We start from the raw sequence: 18,721 nt of genomic DNA on the forward strand, positions 1-18,721 counted from the left end.
GAGGGACGACGGACCGGGGTCAGTCGTCGCCGCTCGCGGCCGAGCCGGGGGCGGTACCGTCGTCGGGCGCCGCCCCCTCGGTCGGCCCGGCTTCGTAAGCCGGGTCGAAGAGGTGACACGCGACGCGCCCCGCGTCGGTCTGGCGGAGCACCGGTTCGTCCGTCGAGCAGGGCGTGTCGAACGTCTCGTCGAGCACCCGCTCGGCGTGCTCGAACTCTTCGTCGGCGACCAGCCGGAGCGCCTCTTGGACCACTTCCTCTGCCTCCGGGTCCGACAGCGTCGATGGGAGGTCGAGCTCCTCGCGGAGCGCCTCCATCAGCGCGCTCTCGCCGGCGTCGAACGTCTCGACGGCGATGTCCTCCTCGCGGGCGCGGTGGCGGAGCGACATGACCGCGCGCCACTCCGCCTGCTCGAACTCGTAGTCCGAGGGCGGGATGACGCGGGGACACCGCGTGTGGAACTTACAGCCGGACGGGGGATCGATCGGGGAGGGAACCGACCCCTCCAGCAGGATCCGGTCCCCCTCCCACAGCGGGTCCGGCTCCGGGATCGCCGACAGCAGCGCCTCGGTGTACGGGTGTTGCGGCGGCGCGAACAGCTCCTCTGGCGTGCCGATCTCGGCCATCTTGCCGAGGTACATGACGGCGATCTCGTCGGCGATGTGCTCGACGACGGAGAGGTCGTGCGCGATGAACAGGTACGCGATCCCAAGCTCGTCTTGGAGGTCCTCCAACAGGTTGAGGATCTGGGCCTGGACCGACACGTCGAGCGCCGAGACGGGCTCGTCGCAGACGATGAAGTCGGGGTCCACGGCGAGCGCGCGGGCGATCCCGATCCGCTGGAGCTGTCCGCCGGAGAACTCGTGCGGGTACCGGTTGGCGTGGCTCGCGTTGAGCCCGACGCGGTCGAGCAGTTCCTTGATCCGGGCGTCGCGGGAGACGCCCCCCTCGATCCCGTGGATGTCGAGCGCCTCTCCGATGATGTCGTTCACCGTCAGCCGCGGGTTGAGGCTCGACTGCGGGTTCTGGAAGATTATCTGCATCTCTTTTCGCAGATCCCGGAGCTCCCTGTCGGAGAACGTCGTGATGTCCTCGCCCTTAAAGTACACCGAGCCGGCGGTCGGCTCGCGGAGCTGGAGGATCGACCGGCCGATGCTGCTCTTCCCGCAGCCGCTCTCGCCGACCAGCCCCAGCGTCTCTCCCGCTTCGATCTCGAAGGAGACCCCGTCGACCGCCTTCACCTTCTTCTGCCGGCCGAGGAGGCGGTCGATGAAGTCGCTCTCGGACTCGTAGTACTTCTCGAGCCCCTCGACGCGGAGGAGCGGCTCGGAGCCGCTCATCGGTCGCTCACCCCCGCTGAGCTCGCCGCGTCGCCCGACCCGACCGGGTCGTCCTCGCCGCGGACGGTCACCTCGTAGTCGAGTTCGCCGGTGAGTTCGCCGGTGTGTGCGAGACACGCGGCGCTCTGCGCGTCGCTGTTGATCGGGTCCGCGGGCTCTCCCGTCTCGACGTCGACGAGCTGGGGCTCCATGCGGGTACACGACTCCTCGGCGTACGGACACCGGGGGTGGAAGTTACAGCCCGGCGGCATCTCGATCAGGTCCGGCATCCGGCCCGGGATCGTCTGGAGCCGGTCGCGCTCGTCGCCGATACGCGGGATGGAGCTCATCAGCCCGACGGTGTACGGGTGTTGCGGGTCGTAGTACACGTCCTCGACCGGCGCCATCTCCACCGGGTGGCCGGCGTACATCACCATGACCCGGTCACAGAACTCGGCGACGACGCCGAGGTCGTGGGTGATGAGCTGGATGGCGGTGTCGAACTCGGTCGCGACCTCCTCCAGCAGTTCGAGGATCTGCGCCTCGATGGTGACGTCGAGCGCGGTGGTCGGCTCGTCGGCGATGATCAGGTCGGGGTCGCACGACAGCGCGATCGCGATCACGACGCGCTGTTGCATCCCGCCGGAGAACTCGTGCGGGTAGTCGCTGTACCGCTCGGCGGCCGAGGGGATCCCGACCGACTCCAGCGTCTCGATGGCGCGCTCGCGCGCCGCTTCCTCGTCGAGCCCGATGTGGTACCGGATCGCCTCCGAGATCTGCTCGCCCACCGTGTACGACGGGTTCAGCGCGGTCCCGGCGTCCTGGAAGATCATCGCGATCTCGTTGCCGCGGAGTTCGCGCATCTCCTCTTCGTCCATCTCCAAGATGTTCTGGCCCTTGAACCGGATCTCGCCGCTCTCGATGACGCCCGGCTCGTCGATGAGGCGCATCAGCGCGAGGCTCGTGACGCTCTTCCCGGCCCCGCTCTCGCCGACGACGCCGAACCGCTCGCCGGCCTCGATCCGGTACGAGAGGTCGTTCGTCGCCTTGACGACCCCGTCGTCGGTGTAGAACCGCACGTTGAGGTCCTCGACTTCGAGCATCGCCATCAGCGGAGCCCCCCGGTGTCGGTGTCGGTCTGGTCGCCCTGCGGGTCGAACGCGTCGCGGACGCCGTCGCCGACGAGGTTGATCGCCATCACGAAGACGAAGATGGCGAGGCCCGGGAACAGCCCGGCCCACCAGCGGCCGCGGGCGATCGCGTCCTGCTCGACGTTGAGCATGACGCCCCACTCCGCGCTCGCCGGGGACAGGCCGAGCCCGATGAACCCGAGCGCCGCGGCGACGAGCACCGTGGTGCCGATGCTGAGCGTCGCCTGAACGATCACCGGCGCCATGGCGTTCGGGAGGATGTGCCGCGCGATGATCGAGCGGTCGCGGGAGCCGAGCGCCTTCGCCGCGGTGACGTACTCGTTCTCCTTCACGCTCAGGATCTCGCCGCGGATGATGCGGGCGTACGGGAGCCACCCGACGACGACCAGGGCGAGGATCATCTCCCAGTAGCCGCGACCGAGGACGGCGATGACCGCGATCGCGAGCACGATAAACGGGAACGCGTACAGCAGGTCGACGAGGCGCATGATGATCTCGTCGATCTTGCCGCCGTAGTACCCCGCGATCGAGCCGAGCGGGATCCCGACGAGGAGGGCCATGGCGACGGCGATGAAGCCGATCGAGAGGCTCCAGCGCCCGCCGTACATCACCCGCGAGAGGATGTCGCGGCCGGCCCAGTCGGCGCCGAACAGGTAGAGTCCGGTGGGCGGCCAAGTGAGGAGGTTCTCCAGGGTGGGCTCCCGGTACCCGGTGATCACGTCCTGGTTCGCGGGGTCGGCCGGCGCGAGCGAGAACGGCTGGACCGTCTCTCCGGCCAGCACCGGGAAGCTAGTCGGGAGCTGGATCGGACGGGAGAACACCGCGAGCAGCACCATGAAGACGATGGTGGCCGCGCCGAACAGCGCGAGGCGGTTCCGTTTGAACCGCATCCACGCGTACTCGAGGCGACCACGCCCCTCCTCCGACTGGAGGTCGGGCTGCCACGAGGAGAGCGGGTCCCGGGAGTCGACGCGCTCGACGTCGAAGCCGGAGACCCGTATTCGTCCGCGTTCCGTCGTCCGCTGTGAGGTTTCGCTTGACATTATCTAGTATCGGATTCTGGGATCGAGGTACGCGTAGAGCACGTCGGCGACGAAGTTCGCGAGTATCACGGCGACGCCGATCAGGAGGACGATCGCCTGGATGACCGGGAAGTCGCGGTTACCCACCCGATCGACGAGCAGCCGTCCGATACCCGGATACGAGAAGACGATCTCGACGACGACGGAGCCGCTGATGATGAACGCGACCTGGATCGCCGCCACGGTGACGACAGAGATCAGCGAGTTCCGCAGGACGTGTTTCCGGACGACCGTCCGCTCCGGGAGCCCCTTCGCGCGCGCCGTCCGGACGTAGTCTTTGTCGAGTTCCTCCACCATCGAGGACCGCATCAGTCGCATCAGCAGAGCCGTGGAACCGGTCCCGATGGTGATCGCCGGCAACAGGGTGTACACCAGCATGTCGTAGCTGAGGATCCCCTTACTGGTGGGCGGCAGGATGGGGAACAGGTCGAGCCAGCTCGCGAAGATCAAGAGCAGCAGCAGGCCGAGCAGGAAGTTCGGGATCGCGATCCCGAGCAGCGCGAACACGCGGCTGGCCTGATCGATCTTGGTGTTGCGGTAGTACGCCGCGATCACGCCGGTCGGGATCGCCGTGGCGAGCGTGACGCCGAACGCCATGATCCCCATCACGAGCGTGTACGGGAGCCGCTCCATGATCTCGTTTATCACCGGGTCGCGGGTGATGATCGACCGGCCGAAGTCGCCGGTCGCCGCGCTGGTGACCCAGTCGATGTACTGGATGTACACCGGCTGGTCGAGGCCGTACTCGGCCCGGATCTCCATCTCCGTCTGCGGATCGAGCTCCGTGAACAGCGTGATGAAGTCGATCGGGTCGCCGGGAATGGCGTGGACCATCCCGAAGGTGAGCAGGGATATCCCGAGCAGCAGCGGGATGGTTATCAGGCTGCGTTTAATGACAAATCGTTGGAGACTCATCGGGGTGAATTGAGGGCGCTATCGGATGTTTGAGACCGTTACTCCGCCGGGTACACGATCTCGTCGAGGTGCGGCTTGTACAGCGTGTTGTACCGGTTGCTCGCGTTCGGGTGCGGGCTCCACTGGTCGACAGACTCGACGTTGGCCGGGTTGAGCACGTCGATCACGTCGCCGGTCCACATGTTCGCCATCGGGACCTCCTGCGCGACGAGCTCTTGGATGTCCTGGTAGATCGGGAGTCGCTCCTCGGCGCCGAGGGTCGTCTGCCCCTCGGTGATCAGCGAGTCCATCTCCTCGTTCTCGTAGAGGTTCCAGTTGAATCCGTCGGGGACGTGCTGGCTGGAGTGGAGCAGCTGGTTGATGTGGCCGTCCGGGTCGGAGCCGCCCGTCCAGCCGATGCCGACGACGTCGGTGCTGGCCGCGGCGCCCTCGGGGTCGAGCAGGAACGGGACGAGGTCGTCGAAGGCGCGGACGTCGAGCTCCGCGTTGAAGTACTCGGTCTCGTCCATCGTCTGCTGGATGATCTCCATCCACCGCTCGCGGGTCCGGTTGACGTTGGTGATGAAGGAGACGTCGAACGGCGCCTCGATGCCCTCCTCCTCGAACGCCTCGCCGATGAGCCGGAGGCCCTCCTCCTCGTCCTGGCCGACGTACTCGTCGAGGAGGTTCTGCTCGTGCTCGGGGTCCCAGAACGCTCCGAGACCGGGGCTGATCGGGCCGGCGAGCTCCGTCGCATAGCCGCCGAAGACGGCCTCGATGACGTCGGACTTCGGGAGTAGCCGGGTCATCCCGCGGCGGAGCTTCTCGTTGGTGAACGGGCTCTGGTTGACCGGATAGGTGATGAAGTCGAACCCGACGGCGCTGCCGGTGACGACCTCGCCGGTCTGGTTCTCCCACTGGTCGAGCTCGAAGGGCGCCGCGTTGTCGATCATGTCGAGCTCGCCGGCGGCCATCGCCTCCTCCTGCGAGACCTGCTCCGGGATGACCCGGATCGTGACCCGGTCCCACGGCGCCGTGCCGGGGTAGTCGTCGCCGTCGTACCAGTAGTCGTCGTAGGGGACGAGGACGGCTCGGTCCTCAGCCGAGAACTCCTCCAGCTCCCACGGTCCGGTACCGAGGGTCTGCTCGGTGAACGAGTGGTCGTCCTGTTCCGGGCTTTCGCTGATCGCGTCGGTCTTGCTCGTGAGGATCGGGACCGCGGCGAGGTCGTTCAAGAACGGCGCGTGCGGGTCGGTCGAGGTGATTTCGACCTCGTAGTCGCCGAGTATCTCGACGTTCTCGATGAAGGAGACGTCGGCGTCGTTCGTCGTGCCGCTCGTCCGGTTGATGGAGAACTGGACGTCCTCGGCGGTGAACTCGTCGCCGTTATGGAACGTGACCCCCTCGCGGAGCTGGAACCGGAACGTGGTGTCGTCGACCTGCTCGTAGCTGGAGGCGAGTTCGCCCCGGAACTCGGAGTAGTCGAACGTCAGCGCGACCAACCGCTCGTAGGCCATGGTGCCGACGACGGAGTTGGAGGTCGCGTCCGTGATGATCGTCGGGTCGAACGTGCCCGGGTTCGCGGCCGCCGACGCGACGAACTCGTTCGTGCCGTCGCCGCCGTCGGACCCGTCGCCGCCGTCGCCGCCGACACAACCTGCGAGGCCGACGACGCTCGCACCGCCCATTGCGGCGAGAACCCGTCGGCGAGTCGCTGCCGATTTCGTCTGTCCGTTGTCAGAGTGAGACATACCAACACGTACACGTCGGTCGTTAAAAACTATTCTATTCAGTACATCAGGTCGTCATCCGTACAGTAATTGACCGATTCGGTGACAATTGGACGTATTGACATGATCGTTCACTATTGTCTGGCGAAGCGCGACCGAGCCCCGCCTTCCGGTGGCAGATCGTTCGGTCGGGAGCGAACAGACCGGATAGATCCGGATCGATGTTTATGTGCCGGGCGACCGGATCGAGAGTATGGATCCGGACTTAGACCGATTCACCTCGCGGCGGTCGACCGTGTACGGCGAGCGCGGCGTGGTGGCGACAAGCCAGCCGCTCGCGAGCCAGGCGGGGATCGAGGTGTTACGCGAGGGGGGCAACGCGTTCGACGCGGCGGTCGCGACCGCCGCCGCGCTCAACGTCGTCGAGCCGACCTCGACCGGGCTCGGCGGCGACGTGTTCGCGCTGTACCGGACCGCCGACGGCGAGGTCGGCGCGATGCGCTCCTGCGGCGGCGCGCCCGCCGACGCGACGATCGAAAGTGTGCGGGCGGCGCTCGCCGAGGACGACGACGCCGACTCCTACTACCCGGACGACGGCGGCTACGCGGTCGACGACGCCGGCGAGGCCGAGATGCCGTTCTACGGGCCGCACGCGGTCACCGTCCCGGGAACGGCCCGCGGCTGGGAGGCGACCGTCGAGAAGCTGGGTCGGCTCACGCTCGCCGACGCGCTCGCGCCGGCGATCCGGTACGCGACCGAGGGGTACCCGGTGTCCGAGGTGATCGCCTCCTACTGGGCGAGCGCCGACGCGCTGTTCACCGACGACCACGCCCGCGAGGCGTTCCTGTTCGACGGCGAGCCGCCGGCCGTCGGCCAGACGGTGACGCTCCCGCGGCTCGGCGAGTCGATGGAGACGATCGCAGAGGAGGGCGCGGACGCCGTCTACGAGGGCGAGATCGCCGAGGCGATCGCCGACGAGGTCCAGTCGCAGGGCGGGTTCATGACCGTCGACGACCTCGCCGAGTTCGAGGTCGAGTGGCCGGAGCCGGTGTCGACGACGTACAACGGCGCCGAGGTGTACGAGCTACCGCCGAACAATCAGGGGCTCATCGCGCTGGAGGCGCTCAACGTCGCCGCCGAACTGGGCGCGGGCGAGCACGACTACGACTCCCCCGAGCGCGTCCACTACTTCGCCGAGGCATTGAAGCGAGCCTTCCACGACGGCCACCGTTACATCACCGACCCGGAGTACGAGGAGATCCCCCCGCTCGCGTCGGCCGACTGGGCCGCCGAGCGCGCCGCCCGCGTCGGCGAGACCGCCTCGCACGACGTCTCCTTCGGGGTGCCGAACGCGAACGCGGAGGACGCCGACACCGTGCTGCTCACTGTCGCCGACGACGCCGGGAACGTCGTCTCCTACATCAACTCGCGGTTCGCCGGCTTCGGCTCCGGGCTCGTCGCGGGCGACACCGGCATCGCGCTCCAGAACCGCGGCGCGTCCTTCTCGCTCGACCCGGACCACCCGAACAGCCTCGAACCAGGCAAGCGCCCCTTCCACACCCTCATCCCTGGCGTGGTCCGGTTCGACGAGGACGACTGGGCGGCGTTCGGCGTGATGGGCGGGTACATGCAGCCGCAGGGCCACGTCCAGGTGATCTCGAATCTGGTCGACTACGATATGCCCCTCCAGCGCGCGCTCGACGAGCCGCGGTGGCGCTACCGCGAGGGCGGCGAACTCGCGCTCGAACCTCACTTCGACGACGACGCCGCAGCCAAACTGGTCCGGAAGGATCACGACGTGCGGACGCTCTCGCCGGTCATGTTCGGCGGCGCGCAGATCGCTCGCAACCGCGACGGGGTCCTCTCGGCCGCCACCGAACCCCGGAAGGACGGGAACGCGCAGGGGTACTGAGCCGACGGGTGGCGGCGAGGTGCGGTCGAGTCCCCGTCGCCACGGCGGCCGATCCCGGTTCGACGGGGCGTCCCGTTCGCGTTCCGTCACGCGCCCCCGACCACCTATCAGCGAGCGGGAACGACCCGCGTTTCCGGTCGCCGCCGGTCCGGCCCGAGACGCACCGTAAGCCTCCCAGACCGCGAGAGGAGCCGTCTGAATCCGGGGAGTTCGCGGGTGTGGTATTTGTGGTCGTGGATACACTTATAATGGCTCGCATGGTATTCGCTCACAGGATGAAGCGAAGAATCCAGCGACGCGACGTACTCAAGGGCGCCGGCGCGGTCGGCATCGCGGGGCTCGCCGGCTGCTCGACGGAGAGCGGCGACGGGTCCGACGGCGGCGACGGGTCCGACGGAGACGACGGCGGCGACGGGATGGACGGGGACGACGGCTCCGACGGGTCCGACGGCGGCGACCAGAGCAACGTCCCGGACGCCGTGATGGTCGTCGGGTTCCCGCAGTCCGGTATCCAGCTGTTCCGCGACTTCTACTCGGACTTCGCCGACAGCGCGCCCGACCTCGACATCATCGTCCCCGACGGGCTGATCGACAGCGACCTGCCCGGCGAGGTCGACAACGACATGAACAACGTCATCGGCACCGCGCCCTCGGCCGGCGGTCCCGGCGCGGAGTTCTTCACCGAGTCGTATCAGGAGGAGTACGGCGAGGAGCCGGGCGTGTTCACGGCGCAGGCGTACGACGCGATGGCGGTCGAGATCCTCGCGGCGACCGCCGCGGGCGAGAACAGCGGCGAGGCGATCCGCGACCGCGTCCGGACCGTCGCTAATCCCGGCGGCGACGAGTTCGGCCCCGCGGACCTCCCCGAGGCCGTCGAGACGGTCGCCGCCGGCGATCCGGTCCACTACGTGGGCGCGTCCTCGGGCGTCAACTTCGACGTCAACGGCGATATCGCCACCGCCGCGTACGACATCGTCGACTTCCAAGACGGCGAACTCGTCACCCTCGACACCGTCGAGTTCGGCAACGAACTCTCCGAGGAGGACCGGAACGCGACCGCCGCGGACCCGGTCGGCGTCGACTCGTTCACCGCGCGAATCGGCGTGTTGATGCCGGAGACGGGTGACCTCGGTCCGCTCGGCGTCCCGATCCGCGACGGCGCCCTGCTCGCGGCGACGCAGGTCAACGACGCGGGGATCAACGTCGACGTCGAGACCCGAGTTGAGGACACGCAGACGGACCCGCAGGCCGGTATCTCGGGCGCGAACGCCATCGTCAACGCGGGCTACGGCGCCGTCGTGGGCCCGGCGTCGTCGAACGTTAACCTCCAGGTCTCGGACCAGGTGTTCATCCCGAACGGCGTCGTCGGCATCTCGCCGTCCTCGACCGACCCGAACGTGACCGATCTGGAGGACAACGACTACATCTTCCGGACCGCGCCCTCCGACCTGCTTCAGGGGCCCGCGATGGCCGACCTCGCCGTCAGCGACACGGTCGGCGCGGCGAGTTCGGGGACGCTGTACCTCAACGACGCCTACGGCCAGTCGCTGGAGGAGTCGTACGTGAACGCCTTCGAGGAGCGCGACGGGACGATTACCGAGCGCGTCTCGTTCGAGCCGAACCAGGCGACGTACACCAGCCAGTGGTCGAGCGTGCTGAACCAGTAGGAACCTCGACGGAGACCCGTTCCGGTTTTTCGCACGTGAACCGCGCCGGCCGGTTCTGAGAGAGTTGAACCGCAACTGATAGCATTCAAATCTCTCTCGGTAGTTTCCTCGCTTCGCTCAGAAAATACACCGGCCGGGACTCCCGCGAGTGAAGCGAGCGGGAGTCAGGCCGGGGCACGATCGCAGGAAGTGCACCGGCCGAGATTTGAACTCGGGTTGCAACCATGGCAAGGTTGCGTGATACCACTACACTACCGGTGCGTGCTTCGCACTCGTCTCTTGTTTAGAGACTCACTTAAGTCTTTGAGATCGAGACTGCCGGGCGACGTGGACGGTGCGGTGACGCCGCGGCGGCCACCTCACCGCTCGCGCTGTCGCGCGATCTCGTCGGCGTGGGCGTCGTGAAGGTCGGCGAACGCCGCGGCCTCCGCGCGCTCCTGCGCCCCGTCGTCCCGACGGTCGCGGAGCCGGCGCTTGATCGCCGCCAGCGCGTCGGCCTCGCCCGCCGCTATCTCGTCGGCCACAGATCTGGGGTCGTCGACGACGCGCGAGACGAGCCCGGTCCGGAGGGCGGCCTCCGCGTCGAGTACCCGTCCCGAGAGCGCGACGTCGAGCGCCTCCCCTTCGCCCATCACCCGCGGCAGTCGCACCGTTCCGCCCCACGCGCCGAACAGACCGAGGGAGACCCCCGGCTCGGCGAACGTCGCCCGCGGCGTCGCGACGCGCACGTCCGCCGCCAGCGCCAGTTCGACGCCGCCGCCGCGGGCGGGACCGTCGACCCCGCAGACGACGGCCGACGGCGAGTCCTCGATCGCGGCGGCCACGCGCTGGCCCCGCCGCGCGAACGTCTCCGGGTCGTCGAGCGCCGCGACCGCGTCGAGGTCGGCGCCGGCGCAGAAGGCGTCGCCCGCGCCGCGGAGGTACGTCACCGGCGCCCGGGGGCCGGCCGCGGGCGGTTCGAAGGCCTCGCGCAAGGCGGTCAGGTCGGCGGGGCGCAGCGCGTTGCGCGCCTCGGGGCGGTCGAGCGTGACGACGCGCACGTCGCCGTCGGTTCGGGTTCGGATCACGGGACGGAATCCCGTTCGTTTCCAAAGGTCTTTGCCCTTCGCTCGTCTACCGGTTACCAATGGACGATGCCGCGCGAGCGCGTGACGCCGCGCGCGAGGCGCTCGCGGACGTCGAGCCCGAACAGCTCCGCGAGGCCCTCGACGCGCGAATCGGCGAGGCGGCGGTGACCCCCGGCGTGCTGGCGCTGGTCACCGCTCGCGCGCTCGACCCCGACGTCGAGCTCGGCGACGTGACCGATCGCGCCGCCGGCGTACAGCTCATCTACGAGGGGTTGCGGCTCACCCGTACGGTGGCCCGCGAGGAGCCGTGGGTGACCGCGCCGACCGCCGCCGACATCGACGCGGACATGGACATCCTCGCTGCCGACGTGCTCGTCTCCCGCGGCTTCTCGCTCCTGGCGTGTACCGACGCCGCCCGCCCCGCGGTCGACGTGGTGCGCGCGTTCGGCCGCGACCAGACGCTCCGCGACCGCGAGGGGACGGACGCCGAGACGGCGGTCGGGCTCGACCGCAACCTGGAGGTCGACGCGCTGGAACTCGCCGTCGTCGCCGGGACCACGGCGGTCGGCGGCGACCCGCCCGAGGAACTCCTCGCGTACGCCCGCGACCTCGCGGCCGACTGCGACGGCGAGTTCCCGCCCGCGGGCCGGGCGCTACCTGAGACGACCGCCGACCGTATCGCCGATATCTCGGATCGCGCCGTCAGCGCGACCGATCGGTGACCGGATCGGGGACGACGCCGGAACCGGTCCCGATTCCCGGACGTCGCGCCCGCGGATCGAAACCCATAAAGTCGAATCCGGTCAACGACTGAGTGCGTGCCTGGGTAGCTTAGCGGTAAAGCGCGTCCTTGGTAAGGACGAGACCCCGAGTTCAAATCTCGGCCTAGGCTCTTCCTGCGACCTCGCCGCTCATTCGCTACCTTCGGTTACGAACGTCGCCGCCCGCCGGACCAGCGCGTCGTGCGGGTCGACTTCGGATCGCCGCGCGAGCACCTGCTCGAACGCCTCGTCGAGGCCCCTGTCCGTCAGTCGCGCCATCGCCGCCGCGGCGACCGCCGGGCTGCGGGAGGCGCCGGCCGAGCAGTGAACCAGGACGCGCTGTCCGGCCTCGCGCCGCTCCACGACCGTCTCCGCGGCGGCGGCGAACGCCTCGTACTCGTTTCGCGGCCCGTCCGTCATCGGCGCGTCGACGCGAGCGACGGCGCCGGTGTCCGGGTCGTCGTACGTCAGCGACACGACGGCGTCGACGCCGCGGCGCCGGAGCAGCGACTCGTCGTCGGCGTCCGACATCGTCCCCACGAGGAGCCCGGGGGCGACCTCATCCATTTTTACACACGCCGTTGGTCGGCCGTTCGGACGCGACCGAATTAAACGCACCTCGTTCGCGGCACGGTTTATCCGACGACCGACGGCAGTCGGGAGCTCGCCGCCCGTACGCGGTTCCTTTATTTCCCGTCGCCGACCGACACGCCACATGGGCAAACACGAGCGCGGCTGGGTCGAGGCCACGGAGAAGCTGACGGCGCAGCTCGCGAACGGCGCGGAGCCGGACGCCGACCTCGAAGAGCGGGGGCGACCCGATCTCGGCGAGGCGCTCGCCGATCGGCTCCGGAGCGACTTCCCCGACCTGACCGCGGTTCGCCACGCCGGCAACTCCTACGACTCGCTGGGCGATCTGATCGTCGAGTCGCCCGACGGGGAGACGTTCGTCGAGGCCAAGTTCGTCGCGAGCGGCGGCACGCGGGCGAACCTCGGGCAGGACACGCTGACGCAGTTCGGGCTCTTCGAGGACGCGACGGCGTGGAGCGACTTCCGCGAGGAGATCGGGTTCCCCGAGGACCGCGAGGCGCTCCTTCGCGAGTTCGACGGCTACCCGGACGACGTCCGCGACTGGTCGTACAAGTCGGCGGTGTACGACCGCGCGAAACACCTCAAGAACGTCCTCGACGTCTCGCGGGGGCAGAACACGGGGTCGCGGGCGGACGAGGTCCTCGCGGACTCGGACGCGACGGAGGGAGAGCGCGAGGCGGCCCGGATCGTCAACGCGATCCTCGACCTCGACCGCGAGGAGAAACTCGCGTACTTCGACCACCTCCGCGAGGCCGAGCAGAACCCGCGCAACGTCGAGACGTTCGCGCACCTGATCGTCTGCGGCTACCACACCGCCGACGCGCTCGAAGCACACCTCGACGACGATCTTGAAGAGATCAAGCGGCTGCTCGAAGCCGACGCCTACCGCCTCTACGAGGTGAACAGGAACAGCGGGACGGTGTCGGTCGAGAACCCCTCGGAACTGCTCGCCGGGTTCGACTGGCGGGACACCCGCGTCGAGATCCCGGAAGACGGGACCTCCGTGAGCGTGGTGACGGGACCGCCGGGCGACCGGCGGCGCGTGCTGAACATCGCGTACAACTGGAAGAACAAGTTCCAAGGGATCCAGACGCCGTCGATGAACGTGTTTGTCCCGGAGGCGTGAGCCGGGGCGGTCCCGAGGCGTGAACCCGCGGTCGGCGAGACCCCGGGCCGCCTCGGCGACCCGCATCCTTTTGCGCTCGGACGCTAAGGATCATCCATGTCACGCGGCCGCCGGAAGCCGGACTGGCTGAAGTCGCGCCCGCCGTCCGGGAGTCGGTTCACGGAGATCAAGTCCACCCTCCGCGAGCACGACCTCCACACGGTCTGCGAGGAGGCGAACTGCCCGAACATGGGCGAGTGCTGGTCGGGGAGCGACGGCCCGGGCACGGCGACGTTCATGCTGATGGGCGACCGCTGCTCGCGCGGCTGTAACTTCTGCGACGTCGAGACGGGCGGGATGGAGCCGCTCGACCCGGACGAGCCCGCCAACGTCGCGGACGCGGTCGCGGAGATCGGGTTAGACTACGTCGTCCTCACGTCCGTCGACCGCGACGACCTCGCCGACGGCGGGTCGGCGCACTTCGCCGAGACGATCCGGGCGATCAAGCGCCGCGACCCCGAGATCCTCGTCGAGACGCTCATCCCGGACTTCCAGGGCGACCCGGAAGCGGTCGATCGCATCATCGACGCCGGGCCGGACGTGATCGCCCACAACGTCGAGACGGTCGAGCGCCTCCAGTGGCCGGTCCGGGACCGCCGCGCGAACTACGAGCAGTCGCTCGCCGTCCTCGATCGGGTCGACAAGAGGTCCGACATCCACACCAAGACGAGCCTCATGCTCGGCGTCGGCGAGTACGACCACGAGGTGTACCGGACGCTCGGCGACCTCCGCGAGGTCGGCGTCGACGTGGTCACCTTCGGCCAGTACCTCCAGCCCTCGCGCTCGCACCTCGACGTGTTCGAGTACGTCCACCCCGACGTCTTCGAGACGTGGCGGCGGGTCGCCGAGGAGGAGTTCGACTTCCTCTACTGCGCGTCGGGCGCGATGGTCCGGTCGTCGTACAAGGCCGGCGAGCTGTTCGTCGAGGCGCTGTTGCGCGAGGGCCGCTCGCCGGAGGCGGCGCGGCGTCGGGCGCGGGCCGCGGGCGGCGACTGAGGCCGCGTTCGGGACGCGGTGGGGGGTGACAGCTGTCAGGCGCTTTCGAGGTATCGATGTTTGTCCGAACAGCGAGTTATTTACCGCTCGGTGACCCACCCTGTGTCAGTGAGACGTACACATGGGAACAACTGACTCGTCGATCGTCGACGCGGCGCGGGCTCGGCCGGGGCTTCTCTTCGTCGTCCTCCTTGCGGGCCTGCTCCTCGTCGACCTCGCGGCGAAGCTCGCGGGTGTCGGCCTCGGCCCGATAGGAGGGTCGCTCTCCGTCGACCGGCTCGGCTCGAACCTCTGGAACGGGGTCGTGATCGGCCTCGTGATCGGGCTCGCGGGGATCGGCCTCTCGATGACGTACAGCATCCTCTCGTTCGCAAACTTCTCGCACGGTGACCTCGTCAGCGTCGGCGCGTTCTCCGGGTGGGGCGTCGCGTTCCTGATCGCCGGCCTCGGCGACATCCCGGTCCGCGCGCTCCTGACAGTCCGCGACGCCGGGAACGCCTCGCCGGGCGACATCGGCGCGCACATCCTCACGACGCCGGGCGCGATCCTCGTCGGACTGGTCGCGGCGTTCGTCGTCACGGCGCTGCTCGCGGTGGCGCTCGACCGCGCGTTCTACAAGCCGATGCGGGATCGCGACGGGATCTCCCTGCTCATCGCCTCTATCGGCGCGGCGCTCATCGTCCGTTACCTGCTCCAGTTCGGGTACGGCTCCGACCGGCGCGGCGTGACCGCCAGCGTCGACGCGTCGAACCTCGCGTTCGACCCGCTCGGGCTCTCGGTGAACGCGCACGAACTCACCATCCTCGTGGCCGCGGTCGGACTGATGCTCGCGATGCACGGCATGCTCCAGCACACGAAGCTCGGCACCGCGATGCGGGCGATGGCCGACAACAAGGACCTCGCGCTCATCACCGGCATCCCGGCCGAGCGCGTCGTCACCGCCACGTGGATCATCGGCGGCGGGCTCGCGGGGGCGTCCGGCTACCTCTACGTGCTGCTCCGCGGGACGATCCAGTTCGACTTCGGCTGGCTCCTCCTGCTCCTCATCTTCGCGGCCGTGATCCTCGGGGGGATCGGCTCGGTGTACGGCGCCATCGTCGGCGGCCTCGTCATCGGCGTCGTGTTCACCACCTCGACGATCTGGATCCCCTCCGACTTCAACCAGGCCGCCGCGTTCGCCGTGATGATCCTGATGCTGTTGTTGCGCCCAGAGGGACTGTTCGGCGGGGTGACGACCGCATGAGCGACGCCGACGCACCCGGCGGCTCCGCCTCCGGGCCGTCCGCGGGCGGGTCGGAGGCGCCCGAGAGCGCGACGGCGGCGCTGGTCGAGGCCGCCCGCGAGAGCGACCTCGGGCTCGTGGTCGGGACGCTGCTCGCGATCTACGCCGCGGCGACGCTGCTGACGTTCACCGACGGGCTCAACAGCGTCGTCGGACTCCTAGAGACGCTGACGTTCCTCGGGCTCGTCTACGCACTCACCGCGCTCGCGTTGAACCTCCAGTGGGGGTACACCGGCCTCTTCAACATCGGCGTCGCCGGGTTCATGGCCGTCGGCGTGTACACGATGGGAATGGTCGTCCGTTCGCCGGACCCCGCCTTCGGGCCGCCCGGGCTCGGACTGCCGCTCCCGGTCGGCATCGTCGCCGGAATGGGCATGGCGGCGCTGCTTGGCGGGGTCGCCGCCCTGCCGGCGCTGCGACTCAAGGCCGACTACCTCGCCATCGTGACGCTCGGCCTCTCGGAAATCGTCCGCCTGTCGCTCCAGTCGAGCGCCTTCGACAACTTCCTGCGCGACACGATCGGCGCCGGAACGGGCGGGGGTCGCGGGATGGGGATGCCGGACAACCCGGTCCGCGACCTGTTCCTCGTCGACGGGCAGGCGGGGACGCCGACCGCGTTCGGCGACCTCGTCTTCGGCGTCTTCGGGAGCGATGGCCTCGGCATCTCGCAGCCGATCCTCATCGGGTGGGGGTACATCGCCGTCCTCGCCGCCTTCCTCGTCGGCTTCTACCTCCTGCTCGAACGCCTCGGCCGCTCGCCGTTCGGCCGGACGATGAAGGCGATCCGGGAGGACGAGCTCGTCGCCGACTCGCTCGGCAAGGACGTGAACCTCGTGAAGATCAAGGTGTTCGTCATCGGCTGCGCGCTGATGGGGCTCGCTGGCATCCTCTGGTTCGGCAGCCAGGGCAACGTCTCGCCGACGCCGCAGTTCCGGCCGCTCCTCACCTTCTACGTGTTCATCGCGGTGATAATCGGCGGGTCGGGGTCGAACACCGGCTCCGTCCTCGGCGGGATCGTCTTCGCGGCGGTACTGTTCGAGGGGCCCCGCCGCGTCGGCGGGACGGTCCGGGGACTCATCGACGCGCAGACGCCGCCGTCGTTCGCCGACGCGGTCGCCTCGCTGGACCCGGTGACGTTCCTCGCGTACGCGACCGAGAACGTCGCGCCGCTCCAGTTCGTCTTCCTCGGGCTCGTGCTGGTGTTCATCATCCACCGACGGCCCGAGGGGATCCTCGGCGACCGGATCGAGACGGCCGCGGCCGTCGACCTCTCCGAGCGGCCCGCCGGAGGTGAGAGCGATGAGTAGCGACGCCCCCGACCCGAGCGACTCCGCCGAGACCGACGCGGACGCGCCCAACCCGGGAGACGTCGCCGCCACCGACCCCGTCACCGCGACGGCGGACGGAACGATCGGCGAGCCCGAGGCGAACGACAGCGAGGTGGAGGAGGCGGCGAAACACGTCCCGCCGGGGTCTCCCTCGGAGGCACCCCCGCTCCGCGTGGAGGGGTTGGTCAAGCGCTTCGGCGGCGTCACCGCCGTCGACGGCGCCTCCTTCGAGGTCGAGTCCGGCTCGCTGACCGGGCTCATCGGGCCGAACGGCGCAGGCAAGTCAACGACATTCAACTGTATCACCGGCGTCCACGAGCCGACCGGCGGGTCGGTGTACTTCGAGGGCGAGGAGATCACCGGCCTCAAACCGCACCAGATCGCGCGGGAGGGGCTGGTCCGGACGTTCCAGATCGCCCGCGAGCTCTCCGAGATGACCGTCTTGGAGAACCTCATGCTCGCGCCGCAGGGGCAGCTCGGCGAGTCCGCGATCCGCGCGGTGACGCCCGGGCTCCGCGGCGCCGTCGTCGAGGAGGAGACCGCGCTCCGCGAGCGGGCGTGGGAGACGCTGGAGTTCTTCGAGATCGATCACCTCGCGCACGAACACGCGGGGAACCTCTCCGGCGGACAGCGGAAGCTGCTGGAGATGGCCCGGGCGCTGATGACCGACCCCGAGATGGTGCTGCTCGACGAGCCGCTCGCCGGGGTCAACCCGACCTTAGAGGAGAAGCTCCTCGACCGGATCCACGACCTGCGCGCGGACGGCTACACCTTCCTACTCGTCGAGCACGACATGGACATCATCATGGAGAACTGCGAACGCGTCATCGTCATGCATCAGGGCAGCGTGCTCGCCGAGGGGACCGGCGACGAGATACGGAACGACGAGCGGGTCATCGAGGCGTACCTGGGTGAGGAGCTATGACGGCCGACGCAGCGGCGGACGACGCGGAGACGACAGCCGCCGAGACGGAAGCGAGCGAAGTCGGTGATTCGGACGCGACTGCCACCGCCGGCACCGACCACGCGATCGACGGCGACGCGATCCTACGCCTGCGCGACCTCGACGCCGGGTACGGCGACCTCCAGATCCTCTCCGACGTGGTCCTCGACGTGGCCGACGGGGAGTACGTGACCGTCGTCGGGCCGAACGGCGCCGGGAAGTCGACGGTGATGAAGACCGTCTTCGGGCTCACGACCCACATGGGCGGGACCGTCGAGTTCGAGGGGGAGCCGATCCACGGGCTGGCGCCCGAACAGATCATCCGCGAGGGGGTCGGCTTCGTCCCGCAGAACGACAACGTCTTTCCCGGACTCAGCGTCCGCGAGAACCTCGAAATGGGCGCGTACATCCTCGACGAGGTGCCTGAAGACCAGATCGAGACGATCTACGACCGCTTCCCGATCCTCAGGGAGCGCAGCGAGCAGAAGGCCGGAACCCTCTCCGGCGGGCAACGGCAGATGGTCGCGATGGGACGAGCGCTCATGCTCGACCCCGACCTCCTGCTGCTCGACGAGCCCTCGGCCGGCCTCGCCCCGGACCTCGTCTCCGACATGTTCGACCGGATCGACAGGATCAACGATGGGGGGACGGCGGTGCTGATGGTCGAGCAGAACGCGAAAGAGGCGCTGCGCCGCTGCGACCGCGGGTACGTGCTGGTGAACGGCGAGAACCGCTACACCGACCGCGGCGACGTACTGCTCGCGGACGAGGGCGTGCGACAGGACTTCCTGGGCGGGTAGCCGTCCGCCGCGTCGCACTCGTGTCAGGGGTCGG

The 18,721-nt window shown here is 68.9% G+C and carries 16 protein-coding genes and 2 tRNA genes; 10 read left to right on the forward strand and 8 right to left on the reverse strand.

All coding sequences use genetic code 11. The annotated features are described in order from the left end of the window. Positions 1-19 precede the first annotated feature (19 nt). The 5 genes from EXE47_RS07435 to EXE47_RS07455 are packed head-to-tail and all read right to left on the reverse strand — an operon-like array spanning position 20 to position 6,196. Positions 20-1,339 carry an ABC transporter ATP-binding protein gene (locus EXE47_RS07435; RefSeq protein ID WP_089308171.1) on the reverse strand — a complete coding sequence of 440 codons (1,320 nt, stop codon included), beginning with the start codon at positions 1,337-1,339 and terminating at the stop codon, positions 20-22. Continuing rightward, entirely contained in the window at positions 1,336-2,427 is a 1,092-nt protein-coding gene (locus tag EXE47_RS07440) for an ABC transporter ATP-binding protein (protein WP_049931659.1), read from the reverse strand. The genes EXE47_RS07435 and EXE47_RS07440 overlap by 4 nt, the downstream gene beginning before the upstream one ends. After that, positions 2,427-3,512, reverse strand: coding sequence for an ABC transporter permease (locus EXE47_RS07445; protein WP_049931660.1), 1,086 nt, complete (start codon positions 3,510-3,512; stop codon positions 2,427-2,429). The genes EXE47_RS07440 and EXE47_RS07445 overlap by 1 nt, the downstream gene beginning before the upstream one ends. A 3-nt stretch (positions 3,513-3,515) precedes the next feature. Continuing rightward, a complete protein-coding gene (locus EXE47_RS07450) occupies positions 3,516-4,466 on the reverse strand; it encodes an ABC transporter permease (RefSeq protein WP_049931661.1) in 951 nt (316 codons plus the stop codon). Between the two features lie 38 nt (positions 4,467-4,504). Continuing rightward, positions 4,505-6,196 (reverse strand): ABC transporter substrate-binding protein, encoded by a 1,692-nt coding sequence (locus tag EXE47_RS07455; protein ID WP_089308172.1) that lies wholly within the window; start codon positions 6,194-6,196, stop codon positions 4,505-4,507. Between the two features lie 232 nt (positions 6,197-6,428). Here EXE47_RS07455 and EXE47_RS07460 point away from each other — a divergent pair, with 232 nt between their 5' ends. Both EXE47_RS07460 and EXE47_RS07465 read left to right on the forward strand, forming a co-directional pair. Beyond that, positions 6,429-8,087 carry a gamma-glutamyltransferase family protein gene (locus EXE47_RS07460; RefSeq protein ID WP_089308173.1) on the forward strand — a complete coding sequence of 553 codons (1,659 nt, stop codon included), beginning with the start codon at positions 6,429-6,431 and terminating at the stop codon, positions 8,085-8,087. A gap of 275 nt (positions 8,088-8,362) precedes the next feature. Continuing rightward, complete coding sequence (locus EXE47_RS07465) at positions 8,363-9,754, forward strand: ABC transporter substrate-binding protein (protein WP_089308174.1); 1,392 nt, start codon at positions 8,363-8,365, stop codon at positions 9,752-9,754. Between the two features lie 190 nt (positions 9,755-9,944). Here the strand turns inward: EXE47_RS07465 and EXE47_RS07470 are convergent. Continuing rightward, a tRNA-Gly gene (locus EXE47_RS07470) sits at positions 9,945-10,015 on the reverse strand. A gap of 98 nt (positions 10,016-10,113) precedes the next feature. Beyond that, entirely contained in the window at positions 10,114-10,821 is a 708-nt protein-coding gene (locus EXE47_RS07475) for an enoyl-CoA hydratase/isomerase family protein (RefSeq protein WP_089308175.1), read from the reverse strand. 59 nt (positions 10,822-10,880) lie between these two features. Between EXE47_RS07475 and EXE47_RS07480 the strand changes: the two genes are divergently transcribed. Further along, positions 10,881-11,543: a hypothetical protein gene (locus tag EXE47_RS07480; RefSeq protein ID WP_049931667.1), complete on the forward strand. Its 663-nt coding sequence runs from the start codon at positions 10,881-10,883 to the stop codon at positions 11,541-11,543. A 98-nt stretch (positions 11,544-11,641) separates the two neighbouring features. Next, a tRNA-Thr gene (locus EXE47_RS07485) sits at positions 11,642-11,713 on the forward strand. A gap of 19 nt (positions 11,714-11,732) precedes the next feature. On the opposite strand, the gene EXE47_RS07490 is transcribed toward EXE47_RS07485, so the two are convergent. Then, positions 11,733-12,149 carry a dual specificity protein phosphatase gene (locus tag EXE47_RS07490; RefSeq protein ID WP_089308176.1) on the reverse strand — a complete coding sequence of 139 codons (417 nt, stop codon included), beginning with the start codon at positions 12,147-12,149 and terminating at the stop codon, positions 11,733-11,735. Positions 12,150-12,297: 148 nt separating this feature from the next. Between EXE47_RS07490 and EXE47_RS07495 the strand changes: the two genes are divergently transcribed. The 6 genes from EXE47_RS07495 to EXE47_RS07520 all read left to right on the forward strand — a co-directional run bounded on the left by EXE47_RS07495 (position 12,298) and on the right by EXE47_RS07520 (position 18,687). Beyond that, positions 12,298-13,299: a hypothetical protein gene (locus tag EXE47_RS07495; RefSeq protein ID WP_089308177.1), complete on the forward strand. Its 1,002-nt coding sequence runs from the start codon at positions 12,298-12,300 to the stop codon at positions 13,297-13,299. Positions 13,300-13,395: 96 nt separating this feature from the next. After that, positions 13,396-14,334 carry a lipoyl synthase gene (lipA, locus tag EXE47_RS07500; RefSeq protein ID WP_089308178.1) on the forward strand — a complete coding sequence of 313 codons (939 nt, stop codon included), beginning with the start codon at positions 13,396-13,398 and terminating at the stop codon, positions 14,332-14,334. Positions 14,335-14,455: 121 nt separating this feature from the next. After that, positions 14,456-15,577 carry a branched-chain amino acid ABC transporter permease gene (locus EXE47_RS07505; protein ID WP_049931671.1) on the forward strand — a complete coding sequence of 374 codons (1,122 nt, stop codon included), beginning with the start codon at positions 14,456-14,458 and terminating at the stop codon, positions 15,575-15,577. Next, positions 15,574-16,923: a branched-chain amino acid ABC transporter permease gene (locus tag EXE47_RS07510; protein WP_049931673.1), complete on the forward strand. Its 1,350-nt coding sequence runs from the start codon at positions 15,574-15,576 to the stop codon at positions 16,921-16,923. The genes EXE47_RS07505 and EXE47_RS07510 overlap by 4 nt, the downstream gene beginning before the upstream one ends. Further along, entirely contained in the window at positions 16,916-17,869 is a 954-nt protein-coding gene (locus EXE47_RS07515) for an ABC transporter ATP-binding protein (protein ID WP_089308179.1), read from the forward strand. Before EXE47_RS07510 ends, EXE47_RS07515 begins: the two co-directional genes overlap by 8 nt. Next, positions 17,866-18,687, forward strand: coding sequence for an ABC transporter ATP-binding protein (locus tag EXE47_RS07520; RefSeq protein WP_176450659.1), 822 nt, complete (start codon positions 17,866-17,868; stop codon positions 18,685-18,687). Before EXE47_RS07515 ends, EXE47_RS07520 begins: the two co-directional genes overlap by 4 nt. The last annotated feature ends 34 nt before the right edge of the window (positions 18,688-18,721 follow it).

This window comes from Halorubrum sp. GN12_10-3_MGM (genome assembly GCF_005435235.1).
GTDB classification, from domain to species: domain Archaea; phylum Halobacteriota; class Halobacteria; order Halobacteriales; family Haloferacaceae; genus Halorubrum; species Halorubrum ezzemoulense.

Bases quoted from the DNA above. Each gene is read 5' to 3' on its own strand.
- EXE47_RS07435 (WP_089308171.1), bottom strand. From the start codon at position 1,339: ATGAGCGGCTCCGAGCCGCTCCTCCGCGTCGAGGGGCTCGAGAAGTAC.
- EXE47_RS07440 (WP_049931659.1), bottom strand. From the start codon at position 2,427: ATGGCGATGCTCGAAGTCGAGGACCTCAACGTGCGGTTCTACACCGAC.
- EXE47_RS07445 (WP_049931660.1), bottom strand. From the start codon at position 3,512: ATGTCAAGCGAAACCTCACAGCGGACGACGGAACGCGGACGAATACGG.
- EXE47_RS07450 (WP_049931661.1), bottom strand. From the start codon at position 4,466: ATGAGTCTCCAACGATTTGTCATTAAACGCAGCCTGATAACCATCCCG.
- EXE47_RS07455 (WP_089308172.1), bottom strand. From the start codon at position 6,196: ATGTCTCACTCTGACAACGGACAGACGAAATCGGCAGCGACTCGCCGA.
- EXE47_RS07460 (WP_089308173.1), top strand. From the start codon at position 6,429: ATGGATCCGGACTTAGACCGATTCACCTCGCGGCGGTCGACCGTGTAC.
- EXE47_RS07465 (WP_089308174.1), top strand. From the start codon at position 8,363: ATGAAGCGAAGAATCCAGCGACGCGACGTACTCAAGGGCGCCGGCGCG.
- EXE47_RS07480 (WP_049931667.1), top strand. From the start codon at position 10,881: ATGGACGATGCCGCGCGAGCGCGTGACGCCGCGCGCGAGGCGCTCGCG.
- EXE47_RS07490 (WP_089308176.1), bottom strand. From the start codon at position 12,149: ATGGATGAGGTCGCCCCCGGGCTCCTCGTGGGGACGATGTCGGACGCC.
- EXE47_RS07495 (WP_089308177.1), top strand. From the start codon at position 12,298: ATGGGCAAACACGAGCGCGGCTGGGTCGAGGCCACGGAGAAGCTGACG.
- lipA (WP_089308178.1), top strand. From the start codon at position 13,396: ATGTCACGCGGCCGCCGGAAGCCGGACTGGCTGAAGTCGCGCCCGCCG.
- EXE47_RS07505 (WP_049931671.1), top strand. From the start codon at position 14,456: ATGGGAACAACTGACTCGTCGATCGTCGACGCGGCGCGGGCTCGGCCG.
- EXE47_RS07510 (WP_049931673.1), top strand. From the start codon at position 15,574: ATGAGCGACGCCGACGCACCCGGCGGCTCCGCCTCCGGGCCGTCCGCG.
- EXE47_RS07515 (WP_089308179.1), top strand. From the start codon at position 16,916: ATGAGTAGCGACGCCCCCGACCCGAGCGACTCCGCCGAGACCGACGCG.
- EXE47_RS07520 (WP_176450659.1), top strand. From the start codon at position 17,866: ATGACGGCCGACGCAGCGGCGGACGACGCGGAGACGACAGCCGCCGAG.